The following is a 13,787-nucleotide window of genomic DNA, read 5'->3' as shown; positions in this document are numbered from 1 at the left end:
AGATCCTATCTTTCTTTATATATTGCTAATGAATTTTGAATAGATAACATGTTGACATGAGACGACCGATATACAAATTTATACTTCCTTTTTTACTGCTATGCAGTAACGCGATGTACGCACAATACCAGGGACATGTTTTTTTGGATCTTGATAAGAACAAAAAGATGGATGACCATGAAAAAGGAATGTCGGAGATTGTGGTATCCGATGGTTACGAAGTCTTGCCAACTGCTGCTGATGGTAGCTTCAGCCTCAAGAGGAATGAAAAGGCAAAATTTATCTTTGTGCGTATCCCGGCTGGATATAAGGCAAGTGGTACCCATTACATCAAGATTGATCCGAAATTGGACCGTTATGATTTTGGTTTACTCCAGGATGAAAAGCAAGCGGCAGACAAACTACGGTTTATCCAAATTACAGATACCGAAACACCTTTATATGGCGAATGGATAGACAATATACGTAAGTTTTCGCAACAGCAACAAGCCGCACTGATTATGCACACGGGCGATATCTGCTACGAACCCGGCATGCAGTTTCATGCCCGGCAGGTCAATAGCGAACTGATGGGCGTGCCGACTTATTATACCGTAGGTAACCACGATCTTGTCAAAGGGGAATACGGCGAGAAATTATTTGAGGATTTATTTGGTCCAGTCTACTATTCATTTGAGGCCGGACCAGCACACTTTGTCGTTACACCGATGCCCAGCGGCGACTATGCGCCAAGTTATAATCAGGATCAGGTCATCGCCTGGCTCAAAAAGGACCTCGCCCTGAAAGCGAAAGATAAACCGCTTATCTTTATCAATCATGACCTGATTGTAGGAAAGGATTTTGTGATGAAAGGAAAAACCGACTCCATCGATTTAAAGGCGTATAACCTGAAAGGGTACCTGTATGGACATTGGCACAATAACTATAGTTTTGGCAGCCGGGAGGGGGTAGCGGTCATATCCACAAATGCGCCGAACAAAGGGGGGATTGATAATTCTGTTGCCCAATTTATGGTGATTGATGTCGATAAAAACGGGATAAGAAACATAACGCCAAAGTACCCTTATCTGGCGGATCATATGGCATTGATTTATCCACAAAACAAGCAGATGCAAATTGAAAATGGACAGAACCTGGAAATTAGCGCGAGTGTATACCATACCGAAAAGCGTGTGCTTTCAGTATACGCTACTCGTATAAATCAAGAGGGCGCTGTACTAGAGAAGACCAAATTGAATAATGCCAGTGACTGGAATTGGCGTGGAACAATTACAGGTGCAGCTCATATGGATCAAAAGCAGGCTATCATGCTGGAAGTTAATTATGGTGATGGTACCCAGGCATTGAAGAAATTTGGATGGGATAGGGAATCTGCTCCGGCAGCGCTACTGCAGTTGACCTGGTCGAAAAATATGGGTGCAAGTGTGTGGAAGAGTTCTCCTCTGGTACAGGGACAACGGGTGTATGTGGCCAGTATGGATGATGCCATTGGTGGTAAAAGTAAAATTCAGGCCTTGACAAAGCAATCTGGAGAAACCGTTTGGACTTTCCAGACCCAGAATTCCGTAAAACAGAAGTTGGCGTATAGCAAGGGTTTGATATTGGCAACAGATATGGGGGGAACTGTTTATGCGATCAACGAAAAGGATGGTAAACTGGTATGGAAGCGGGAGCTGAGTGGAGGAAGGCTTCCGGGATATGTGAGCGCAGGTGTCGTTAACGATGGCATTTATTACACAGGCGCGGGAAACTATCTATCGGCAATTAAAGCGGATGACGGTACCATCATCTGGCAAAATCAGGATTGGAACGGCGGTGAAGGTATGCCTGGGGAGCTATTGGTCACCAATGGCTATTTAATTACAGGAGCAAACTGGAATAGCTTATTTGTCCATGATTGCAAGACCGGCAAACTCCTGTGGAAGAAAAATGATGCGGGTTTGCGTTTTAGAACGGGTGGGGCCGTTGCTGATGCCACTTCTTTCTATGTCGCTGGACTGAACAACCTTTTTCAATTGGATCAAAAGACTGGCGCTGTAATCAACAGGACAGAGAGCCAAGACGATTTTAAAATAATGGCTTCACCACTCTTGACGGAGGAATTGCTGATCATGCCGACAGCGACAAATGGGATAAAGGCCTTCGATCGTAACAGCTTGTCCGAAAAATGGAATTTCCAGACCGGAGAGGCTCTTATTTATACCTCTGCTTACTCAACGCCGGATCTGCATAAAAAAGTCGGTACCGTAGAATCGGGTATCCGCTATGCGGCCGGGAAACTATTTTTTGGTGGCTTGGATGGTTATCTATATGTGTTAAATCTGGATGGATCTTTAGCGCAAAAAATTAATTTGGGTACGCCGATATTGGCCGAAGTCACAATTCAGGGAAATGAGGTTTATGTGGCAGATTTTGCGGGTAATATCTATTGTTTTGCAATGGCCAAAAAATGAATGGATAAATCTGCTCGAAATTGAAAGCTACTCTTTTATTGTATGCTTTACAAAGAAAGCTTCCCGGTATGGATTGATGATGAAAGCATTAAATAGTCTGTCTGCCTCTATCCAGAGGCAGACAGACTATTAGCCTTTATATGGTTTTTTAGCGGCTTCTATCAATTCTTTCATTTCCAATTTGATATAGTCCACGTTGGGCGTGGATCCGGTAAGAAAGTATCTTATGTTTCCTTCCTTATCAATAATAAATTTGGCCGGGATACCATTGACACCATATTGAGCTGCCATGACTTTTCCTGTCTGTGGATCTTTTTGATCATCATAAAGCACCTCAAACGGATAGTTGTGTTTTGTGATAAAAGACACGACATTTTCTTTGTAGTTCTTATCCCGCTCCCAAGTGTTCATAAATAGGAATTGTACTTCTTTATCGTGTGCGTAAGATTCTTGCGCAGCCTTCATTCCCGGGAATGAGCGCACACAGGGCTGACACCAGGTTGCCCAGAAATCCAAAATCACAACTTTTCCTTTTAAACTGGCCAAGGATACCTTTTCACCCTTTAGATTGAGCAGTTCAAAATTAGGGGCAGGTTTAAAGGTCGCCATCTCTTTGATATGATTGCGGATGTTTTGTGTTAACTCCAGTTTCAGGGAAGCATTGAACTGCTCATAACCCTGGACCGATCCGTTCAATTCGGTATATAATCTTTTAAGATCATCTTCAACGGCAAACTGTCCTTTGGCATATAACTTTGTTAAAATATTATATGCCTCAAGCTTTCTGCCGGTTCCCATCAGCGATTTATAGTATACCATGGCTAATCCATCTGCTTGCTCGGGTGCTGCTTTCAGCGCATTTTCGATATATTCGACAGCCTCAGTGAATTTTTTTTGTGCAACAAGAATATTCACATAGGCCGACATCGAACTGGCATAGCCCATCGCCGCGAAGCGGGCCTTATTGTCCTTTTGTTCTTCGGGCAGTGTGAGGTAATAATAACTATCATCCATGGCAGTCTTCAAAAGTGGTGCAGCAGTAGTCGTATCGCCTGCCTTCAGCAGGATCTGACCAACTGGAATATAACCATTTCCACGCCAGAACCGTTCTTTCATTTCGCCAAGATAATGAACAGCCTTTTGGGCATTTCCATCATTGGCAAAATTCTGTGCCAAATTGGCCAAAACGTAATCATAGGTCAGTGGTTCTTCACTGAAATTTTTAAAGGGCCATTTTTTGATCAGTTCATTATATGCTTTTTCTTTCTCCTTTGACGTTCCAGCAGTGTAGAAGACATCCGTTATAAAGGCATCCCGTGTTATTGTGCCCTTTGGGTATTTTTTCTTGGCGATATTTTCAACGGTAGCCATTTCGTTTTCTTTGTCCAACGAACGGAGGATATTGATGGTCGTACGATAGTCCGCTTCCGTTTTGTAACCTTTGACTTCTGCGAGTAATGCCTTCGTTAAAGAATCTTTTTGTACCAACGTGCCTTTCTCAATAATGGGAAGGTATTGTTCGTATCTATTCGCTGTTTGTTGTTGCGCATAACCTACTGTCGTAGCGAGCAGGAGTGCGAGTGTTAAGGCTTTTACTTTCATGTTTTTTTGTTTTATTTTTCAACATTTTGTTTAATTGACCCGTTGCCCGGATTCTCTGTTGCTCCCAATGGAAAAGGCATAATCCAGAGATGTGATGTTGGGCTCAGTTGGACCGTCTTGCCGTCGATCGTTTTGGTCAGTGTGGTCGCAAGCGTACTTTCTTTGTTGAGGCGTTTGTAATCGGCAAACGGGATAATGGAATGAATCAGTTCATTCCGTTTAAGCTGCTGTATTTTTTTTATGGCATCCGTGGCATTTTGAGCGGTCAGATCCGTATAGTTTGCTGCAAGGATCCTTGTCTTACGGACTTTGTTGACAAGATCCATGGCCTTTTGGATATTTCCCTGACGCGCCTGACATTCTGCGGCAATGAGGTAGACTTCGACCGTAGTCAGGCCCTGTGTGTTATAGAATCCGGTCATCGTGCTGGTATAATAGGTGTTGGGCACCACTGTACGCAACTTCCAGCGTGAAGCGAATTTACTGTCTCCTTTTTCAAATCCAGCGGCACGTTCTACCTGCAGGGATAATTCCGCAGCAGTATAGTTTGGTGATTGGCCATGTCTGAAATAGTAATTCTCGACATAGGCAAAATCCATGGGCGTCTTCTTCAATGCATAGTTCGCAGGCTCTTCGATCTGCGATTTATTGGCATTATAGTAAGCTGTCCAGTCATAAAGTTTGTCATTGTATTCCAGCGCTTTTTCGCTATTTTCCAACGCATCCTGATAGTTGTCCATTTGTAGATAGATGCGTGCCAATAATGCATAGGCGGCTCCTTTGCCCGGATGCAGGATCGTTTGCCCCTGGTTAGGTAGCTTAGGGAGGGCGGTTTTGATATCATTGATCATGTAATCGTATATTTCAGCGATAGTGACCTGCTTTGATGGGGCACCTATATCCGCACTTTCAATCAAAGGAACCGATAGCAATTGGCCTGCTGTTTCACTGTCATAATCCGCGGCATAATAATTTGCTAAGGTATAATAACTGATGGCCCGGAGCACGCTTGCCGTAGCCATCAGTTCATCCCGCTGTTGGGCTGTGGCCTCCGTCATCGTCGGCCCGTGCTCTAAAATGAGATTGCAGACAGATATGCTCGAATAGGCATAATAGTAGGTGCTTTCATCGGAATTGTTGTAGACCTTCCGGTCCTCTTGTTCCTTCCAGTTATAGTTAATGTCCCACAATTTATAATAATTGAGGTTGGCCGGAGAGACAAAACGGTCATTGGGCAAAATAATAGCCTGGGGGATAGGGACCTGGTGAACAGTTGCTTCGTCGCGCAGTAGCGCCTCAAAATCCGCATAGGTTTGTGGGATTTTCTTGCCTTTGGGCAAGATGTCCAAATACTTATTGCAAGAAGCGAAAAACAGAACGGGTATGATCACAAGTAGGTATATTATCTTTTTCATAAGAATTTTAAATTAGAAGGTTAGGTAAGCGCCAAAAACATAATTCGGGGTACGATAGCCGCCCAGCATATATTTTGCGTTGCTGGATTTGGTAAACATGGCTACATTTTCAGCGTTGAACTGTAACCTTGCCTGTGCCAGGCGCATCTTTTTTATCCAGTCAGCCGGAAGCCGATAGGCGAGACTAATATTTCGGATCTGTACATTACGAGCGTCCAAGACATTGAGGTCAGCATATTGGTACACGGTGCCACTTGCTGAGTTGTAAAGATTTGTTTCTTCTGGAAATACCAAACGTGGAATATCGGTCTTTAGTTCATCTCCTTCCTGTTGCCAACGGTTGCGAATATCTTTGTTCATCGGTGCAAGGGTCGTAAATGTCAGATAATTGCCGATACCCATATAAGGTAGATCTGTGTTTCTGATCTTATGACCGCCTTCGTAGGTGAGCATCATTGAAAAATCAAAGTTTTTATAGGAAAGGCTATTTGTCCAGGAAAGCGTATGTGTAGGTACCTTCGTGCCTGCATAGACAATCGATTCCAACGTCGTTGGCGTTTGCGTGGTTTTGTTTCCATTTTCGTCGTACACCTGCGGTATTCCCTGCTGATCGAGTCCGGCCCATTTATAGGCATAAATCGCCTCGTATGGATTTCCTATACGCGGATAGGCATCGGGGTAATCCAATTGTAGGATATAAAATGGCGCTTTGACATTGACATAAGTAACTTTGTTTTTGTTATAAGCATAAAGTACACTGCTATTCCAGCTGAAATCTTTGTTCTGCAAGATGTTGGCATTTAATGTCAGTTCAACACCATGATTGGTCATCTGGCCATTATTGATGGCATAGGTGGAATAGCCAAAACCTTCCGTGGGTACACCCATGGTGGAGGCGAAGAGGTCTTTCCCTTGTTTCCGATAGTAATCCAAGCTTCCCGAAATGCGATTTCTGAACAAACCGAAATCCATCCCAACATTCGTAGTGGTTGTTTTTTCCCACGAAAGTGACGGATTGGGGCGGTCGGAGACCGTCCCTTGTGTTCCCCCGACGTGAGAATTGGTATTGTAATACGCTGTCATAAAAGGAGCAACATTTTGTAATATATTACCGCCGATACCATACGAAGTTCTTAGCTTAAGCTGATTTAACCAGTCCAGTTGCATGAAATTTTCCTCATTCAGATTCCATCCGGCACCCACGGACCATATCGGTTTGTTCTGATATTTTGAGCTTGTTCCCCATAAGTTTGATCTGTCCCAGCGCAAGCTTCCCGTGAGGAGATATTTTTTCGAATAGGCATAACCAACATTCCCATAAAAGGAAATAAAGCGATTGATAGATTCGTATTGACTGGCATAGTCATAATTTTGATTGAAAGATCCCACTGTACCTATTTTCGGATCGAGCATGGTGTAGGTGAGCGCATCGGGATCAAAATTGTAGAGATTTTGAAGCTGAGAACGCATGCGGTTGTTCTTGATCTCGCTACCCAATATGGCATTCAGGCTGTGTTTTTCGCCAAAGTCCTTGTCAATATTGATCTGTTGTCTGAAATTGAACGCATTATTCTTGAGATCTGTTGTTTTATTGATATTCCCATTGGGCATCATTAGTGTTGCTTTTCCATCGGCGATTAATGCAAATTGATTGACTCTCGATCTTGTATAATACGAGTTTTTACCATAGAGAAGCTCGAATTTTTTATTGCTGATCTCGTACTGAAAAGAGGCCGAATAGCTGAGCCAGTCTGCAATCTTTGCATTCAATTTGATGAAACTTCGGTTGGAGAAACCACTGGACTGTTCGATATTGTTTTTTATCTCGTCCAATGGCGTGATGTCCAATGTATTCAGGCCATACTGTTTGATACTGTTGATATTTGCCAAGCTCATATAATCGGCCATGTAAGCGGTATAATTGCTGCCGTCGCTATTTTTTAATGGATTGTAAGGCAAAAAAGAAAATCCGGGTTTTAGCACATCATAAGTTTGTCTGTCATCATCCGCATAGTTGAGAAATGAGCTCATTTCTACTTCCAACCATTTGTTGATCTGGGTGATATTCCTGAGATTGATACCCAGATTTTGGTTTTTACTGAAACGGTCTTCCAAGAGGTCCTTTTTGTAGGTCGTCGAAAAGTAGAATTTGCTCTTTTCCGTACCATTGGAAAGGTTCAGGTTGTACTGCTGGGAAAAAGGACTCCGTTTAGCATACTTGGCTACATCGTCATAATAACGATAACCCTGTTGGGAGAGACCGTCCAGCTCGGCATTCATTTCAGATTCATTGATCTGACCGGCGTATTTTTTGAGGATGGTGCGGATACCGAGACTTTGGTAAGACATATCGTCTAACGTACTTTGCGCCTGCGCTGGCGTCATTGTTTTTAAATTTGGGTTTTTCGCTGCCCATTCCCGTTCGATTCCGATCATATCCGCGGATGATGCCAGACGATCCGTATTAAAATAATAGGGGTTATGTGTCAGCGTTGCTGAAACATTGATTTCAGTCCCTTTATTTTTTCCCTTTTTTGTGACGATAATAACAACTCCATTGGCCGCGCGTGCGCCATAAATGGATGCTGCAGCTGCATCTTTTAAGACGGTAATGGACGCTATATCTTCCAAATTGAGGTCAGGGAGATTTTCTACTACGCTGCCATTGAAATTCATGCTTGTATTGTCTACGGGGAAACCATCGATAACATACAGAGGCAAGGTAACTCCCCTCATAGAGGTTGTTCCGCGAAGTAGGCCATTGTGGTAACCTGCAATACGGCCTTCTAGCAAGCTTCCTAGGTTGTTGAGCCGCTGCTGCTGCAGGCTATTTTTCGGTAGGCTGGAGAATGCCCCTGTAGCACGTTCTTTGGCAATGGTCTGATAGCCCGTATTGATGGTCACATCAACTTCCGAAAGACTGGTATTGCTTGGCTTGAGTACGATCGTAGCCAATTCTTCATTGACATTAATTTCAAGGGTCTCGTAACCCAAGAATGATACAGCCAGCGTGGCGCTACGCTGCGGTGAAGTCAGCTCAAACCGTCCGTTTTGATTAGACTTTGTCGAGATATTCGTGTTTTTAATTTTCACCGTAGCACCACTGAGCGGGATTCCGGCAGCATTTGAAATTTGTCCCTGCAATTTGTACTGTTGGCTTGGTGCTGATGGTGCTGTAGAAATTGAATTTCCGGCAGGTGCATTTTTTAATAAAATGGTGTTTTTAACAATCTTGTACTGGATGTTGTTGGCCGTAAATGTCGCGTCCAGGGCTTCCTTGAGTGATACATCGTTGAGACGAAGTTTAACTTTTGGAATAGTTAGCTGTGCCTCATCATAGACGAAATGATAGGCCGACTGTTTTTCAATCTGTTTCATGACAGAAAGAGCTGATTCGTTATTGGCCTGGATGTTAATCTGTCCGAAACTGTAGGAACTGCACAGTACCGAAAAGCCATAGAGTAGCACGGCCCTGGCTTTTTTGTTAAGCCTGGACGAATAGGTTTGTTTCATAGTAGGTGTGGGGTTAAGTTATCTGTTTATGCTATTGTTTTTTGATGGTTAAATACACTTTGTTGTTTTTCATCTGGCCTTGGATGTCAAAATAGGAAAGGATCTGCATGACATCGTCAAGATTGACGTTTCGAGGGATTTCTCCTGTGATCAGGCGGTTTTCGGCAGCTGCCTGGTCAACGACAAAATCAATATTATACCAGCGTTCCAATTCGCGGACAATACTTTTTATCGAGCTCCTTTTGAAGCTGAAAAGTCCATTTTTCCAGGCGGTAATACCGCTGATATCCGTATTTGCCTTTTGTAGATTTGTCTGTGCTAAGGTTTGCTGTCCAGGTTGTAAGATCAGTGATTGCTGTGCTTTATTTTTGCGCGTGACTTTTACCTTTCCATGGACCAGTGTGGTGATAGGCGTGGCATTGTCCGCGTAACTCTGGATATTAAACCCCGTACCCAGCACTTGGATTTCATCGTTCCCAACGGTCACTTTAAATGGCTTTTTTGCGTTGTGCGCAACTTCAAAATAACCTTCACCTTTTAAAACGACAGATCGTTCGTGACCAACAAATTTGGCTGGGTAGCTGAGGGTTGATCCGGCGTTGAGCCATACTTGGGTACCATCTTCGAGCTGGACCTGAAACTGCCCCCCGCGGGGTGTCTCCAGCGTGATCATTTGATTGTCCGCAGCAGTGCTGAGATCGAGATTGCCTGTATTCAGTTGTACCATGCCATCCCTATTGATCAGTTTGTCTTGTTGACCCAATGCAATTACCTCGCCATTGGGAAGGTGGAGGGTAGCTTGGTCATGCCCCGGTTTTATTGCGGCAAACAGTTCGGCAGCATGTTGCGTTTCTTTTTCGGAAAGCTGTTGCTGTGTATACTTATACATGCCAAATGCTGAGCTGAAAATGATGAGCGCTGCTGCAGCATATTTCCATACCGAAATACGTTTTTCTTTTTGTGGAAATAAATTCCGATCCATTGCATCAAGCTGCTCCTGAACAAATTGATCGTCCGGTATCTCCGGTGAACGATTTGCTTTGTGCAGATAGAAGCTATGAATGATCCGCAGTTCTTCGGGGGACGCTGTCCCCGATTTATATTTCCGGAATATTTCTTTTAGTGTTTCTTTCTCCATGCATTAGGCCGATAGCCATAAGTAGGCTATCTAATTGTAATGACGGCCAAACAGGGAAAAGGGAGTATAAAAAAAATAAAAAAAATGATCAGAAAAAAAAGAAAGAACCAAATTTCGTGCGCAGTATCCGTAAGGCATTATGTACCTGCTTTTTAATTGTTTTCTCGGAAGTAGATAAGAGCGCACTGATTTCTTTATAACTATGGCCCTGCTCGCGATTGAGTTCAAAAACCTCCCTGGTACGGGGCGACAGTTTACTCTTTTCCCGTTCGATCATAGCGGCAAGTTCTTTTTCTAAGAGGAAGTCATCCGTGTAGCAGATGCCCTGCTCTACAAAGGATAAGGTATCTTCCCGATATTTTTCTACTACCTCCTGATGGCTAAAATAGTCGAGTATTTTATTGCGGATGGATTTGATCAGATACGGTTCGAGCGACTGGCTGATTTCAATGGATGCTCTTTTATTCCAGAGCACAAGGAAAATGTCCTGAACGATATCCTTGCTAAGTTCGCTGTCCTGGGTCATTCGATAAGCATGGCGAAACAGGAGTTCTTTATAACGATCGAACAATTCCTTGTAGGCTAACTCATCGTTGGCCTTTACAAGTTGGAAGAGTGTCTCTTCGTTTAAATTGTGGTAATCGTACTGCACCGGGTTGTTGAGTTGATACTAGTTTGTAGAGCTAATTTAGGACATTGTTTTCAAAAATAAAAAACGAAAGTTTTAAAGCCTATCCTTCGATTTCGCGTTTACTTCATTTTTTCTTTGTTCATTGACCCAATTCGCTGATGGCCTCATCCGCCTATAGAGGGATGAGACCGTAAGCGAGTATCATTTTGTTTTTCTAAGTATCAGCATGCTGGTAGAAGAAGGAATTTCGTAACGATTGAGTTTATCTTTTTTGATCCCTTCAATTTCATAGCCACTTTCCGGATTGACTGTAAGTAAAATATTTGGAACCATAGCCGATTGATTTGTATTAAAATTTAACACCACACTTTTATCCTTTTGATTGTATTTAAGTGTTTCGATTTCTCCGACATCCGTGGTCAGCCACAAATTTTCTTTTGCCAAGAAAATGCGGCTTTTGGAAGCTGTTCTTATAGCCACTTCGATGCTGTTTTTAGCTACTTTGAGGTTGCCGCTGAATGCCAGCCAGCCAAATTCGGGATGTTCTATGATATAAGTGCCTGAATTGACAGCATAGCCATAAAATCCAGTGCCATAATCACCAGAGATGCCATCGTTCGCTAATGTCGAAGGATAAGAGTGGAATGCTGCAGGGCCAAAGCCGTCTGCAGTGACATTGGCCAATGCGCCCATCATACCGGCATGGCCAACACGAAGGAGGTAGAAATCATCCGGATGGTCACGGTATTCGGTTAATACTGGGATCGCATTTAAAGCTGAGCCATAATGATGAAGTTGACGCTCAATTCGGGATAATTTCCCGCCATAGACAAAATCCCAGTAGCGACGGGCACTACCGTTGTATCCCCAATGTGGTACTGTCGGCATATACGCTAGAATAGCATTTAAGGTAACCCGGGTTTTGTCGTCAAAACCAAAGTAGCGAGACCATAAGTAAACTTCTTCCTGACCCGTTGAATCCCAGGGCATTTCGCTACCGAATGGATAAGCAAGGCTTTTCCAATGTTCAGCCCGTTGGCGCATCACGGTTTCAAGTTTATTGGCAGCCTCCGTCAGGCCCTCACGACGCAGATCCTGGAGGATAAGCAAAAAGATACTGCCTTCCATCTGCCCGAACTGTGCGTAGTAAGGGGCTTTTTCGATCATGGCCATGCTGGTCTGGAAAGCTCGGTCTAAATAGATATCCCAGCTTTCCTCTTGGATCAAATTGCGGTAATTACGGGCGAGCCGATACATCACCCAATGTGCCGCTGCAACATGGGGATAGTTGTAGGAGCGTCCGATGTTGTCGGCTTCTTTTTTCGGCCATGCAGACCAGGTCTTCCAATTGATGTCTGTCTGATAAGTCCCTGCAGGCATGGAATCCGGTTCGTAGTAAAATAAGCTCTTGACCACCCCATATTTTTGATCTCCCTCCCTGTACTGGATACGGCCATACATCGTTTCATTGACAAAACGTTTTAATTTGCTGATCTCAGCAGGATTGGGTTGTACAACCTGTTTCATGATAGCCGCTAACCAGCTTGCGGCCCCGGCTTCATCACTTAGGCCGGCATACCAGGCGCGCTGTTCTTGGGTAACCAGTTTTTTTTCTTCGTAATCGTAGGTGATAACAGATGGTGATCGGCCAAAAAGGTCTTTGTCATTCTCGTACCACTGTGTCGTTGTCAGGAAATTTCCAAGATCATTGACCACATCTTTTTCGGATTTGATGACTTTATACTGAATCGTTTGTTCAATGCCATCCTGATAGGTGATGGTCAGACTTGCACGTCCCCATTGCTGCCCTTTTATCTCATACTGATGCCATTTGTGTGGTGTGTCTTTCAGTTTGGAAACGGTTAAAGCACCTTGAGGATAAACAGTTATATTTTTTACCGCTTTATGGTGTTTGATAAATAGTTTGACCGGATTATCCAAAGGAACAACATAGCCGGGAGCTCCGATCGCTACAGGTCGCTCGTTTTTCAAAAGCGTGCTTTCAATTTCTTTGATACTAGGTGCCAGTACAAACTTGAGGGCAAATGTTTTGGATTCATTTGGTTTTAATAAGGTCGAAGTTGCTGTGTTCCATTGTTCTATTCCTTTCCACTCGGTTTCGGCAAGGGCTTTGCTATGGATCATCCATTCATGGAAGCCTTCGAAAGTAATACTTTTGGGAGTAGGATCAGTATTTAAGGGATTATATGCTTCAAATCCGGCATTGATATAGGGCAAGACTAACAGACTCGGTCCGTTTCCATGTAAATGGTTGACTTGCATATAACCTGCATCTTTACCGATATAGGGATCGAAGAAGACATTTTGTGCATGCGCTTGATTCAAATTTTTCCGATCCATATTATTATTGAAAGGGAGAGGTATACCTAATGCTCCTATTTCAATAGTCTGTTCGGTAGGATTTTTTAGCTCAAATTTTAAGATCAGATCGCCCCCTACATTCTCCCAGCTACGCTTGACTATTAAGGGAATGTCCCCTAATGTCGAAGAGATTTCAGCAGCAGCTAAGATCGTTTTGGACGGGGGCAATTCGATTACCCTCTTGCGGTCCTTAGCCGAAGAATAATGCGACCAATCCTTTTCCCCCTGACGTTTAAGACTGATGTTGATATCTCCGATATGAAAGAAATTGTTGCGGTCCCGCTTCGTCAACAATTCTACTGCTGTATAATCGAAAGCCGTATCGCCCTGGACTTGCTGGAATGCGGACAATGTTTGAGAGGCGTTGAGAATCTTGACTTTCAGCTGGTTCAGCACAAAACTTTTGGCCCCCTGTCCAATTTCCAATGTTGCCGGCTGATTTTTTGTAGACTTCCATACGGGATGCTCATCCTGCTGACAAAATGCAGGCTGTAAAGATTGGATATAGAGTAGACTCGCTAACAGGTAGCAACTTTTCGTTAAATTCATTTCGCGCGATTAAAAGCGTTATTATTCCGATGGATATCAAGTAAACTGGTACAAATTTGACTTATAAAAGTCTTTTTTAATTACCAGATTTTAACCTAATGCAA

The 13,787-nt window shown here is 43.4% G+C and carries 7 protein-coding genes; 1 reads left to right on the top strand and 6 read right to left on the bottom strand.

The window, feature by feature from the left end; genetic code table 11:
• Positions 1-56: 56 nt before the first annotated feature.
• Positions 57-2,453, top strand: a complete 2,397-nt coding sequence (locus HMAT_RS11870; RefSeq protein WP_233789205.1) for a PQQ-binding-like beta-propeller repeat protein — start codon at positions 57-59, stop codon at positions 2,451-2,453.
• Between the two features lie 129 nt (positions 2,454-2,582).
• Here HMAT_RS11870 and HMAT_RS11865 read toward each other — a convergent pair whose 3' ends face one another.
• From HMAT_RS11865 to HMAT_RS11840, 6 genes are all read right to left on the bottom strand, one after another.
• Positions 2,583-4,055 (bottom strand): TlpA disulfide reductase family protein, encoded by a 1,473-nt coding sequence (locus HMAT_RS11865; protein ID WP_104382897.1) that lies wholly within the window; start codon positions 4,053-4,055, stop codon positions 2,583-2,585.
• Between the two features lie 11 nt (positions 4,056-4,066).
• On the bottom strand, positions 4,067-5,470 hold the full coding sequence (locus HMAT_RS11860; protein ID WP_104382896.1) for a RagB/SusD family nutrient uptake outer membrane protein: 1,404 nt from the start codon (positions 5,468-5,470) through the stop codon (positions 4,067-4,069).
• A 12-nt stretch (positions 5,471-5,482) separates the two neighbouring features.
• Positions 5,483-8,983: a SusC/RagA family TonB-linked outer membrane protein gene (locus HMAT_RS11855; RefSeq protein ID WP_104382895.1), complete on the bottom strand. Its 3,501-nt coding sequence runs from the start codon at positions 8,981-8,983 to the stop codon at positions 5,483-5,485.
• A gap of 31 nt (positions 8,984-9,014) precedes the next feature.
• Positions 9,015-10,121: a FecR family protein gene (locus HMAT_RS11850; RefSeq protein WP_104382894.1), complete on the bottom strand. Its 1,107-nt coding sequence runs from the start codon at positions 10,119-10,121 to the stop codon at positions 9,015-9,017.
• Positions 10,122-10,209: 88 nt separating this feature from the next.
• The gene (locus HMAT_RS11845; RefSeq protein WP_104382893.1) at positions 10,210-10,773 is read right to left on the bottom strand and encodes an RNA polymerase sigma factor; all 564 of its coding nucleotides are present in this window, start codon (positions 10,771-10,773) and stop codon (positions 10,210-10,212) included.
• A 180-nt stretch (positions 10,774-10,953) separates the two neighbouring features.
• Positions 10,954-13,683 (bottom strand): DUF5695 domain-containing protein, encoded by a 2,730-nt coding sequence (locus tag HMAT_RS11840; RefSeq protein ID WP_199768608.1) that lies wholly within the window; start codon positions 13,681-13,683, stop codon positions 10,954-10,956.
• Positions 13,684-13,787 lie beyond the last annotated feature (104 nt).

This window comes from Sphingobacterium sp. HMA12 (assembly GCF_002933815.1).
Taxonomy (GTDB): Bacteria; Bacteroidota; Bacteroidia; order Sphingobacteriales; family Sphingobacteriaceae; genus Sphingobacterium.
Note: the sequence above shows the minus strand (reverse complement) of the source record. Positions and strands in the feature narration are given on the sequence as shown.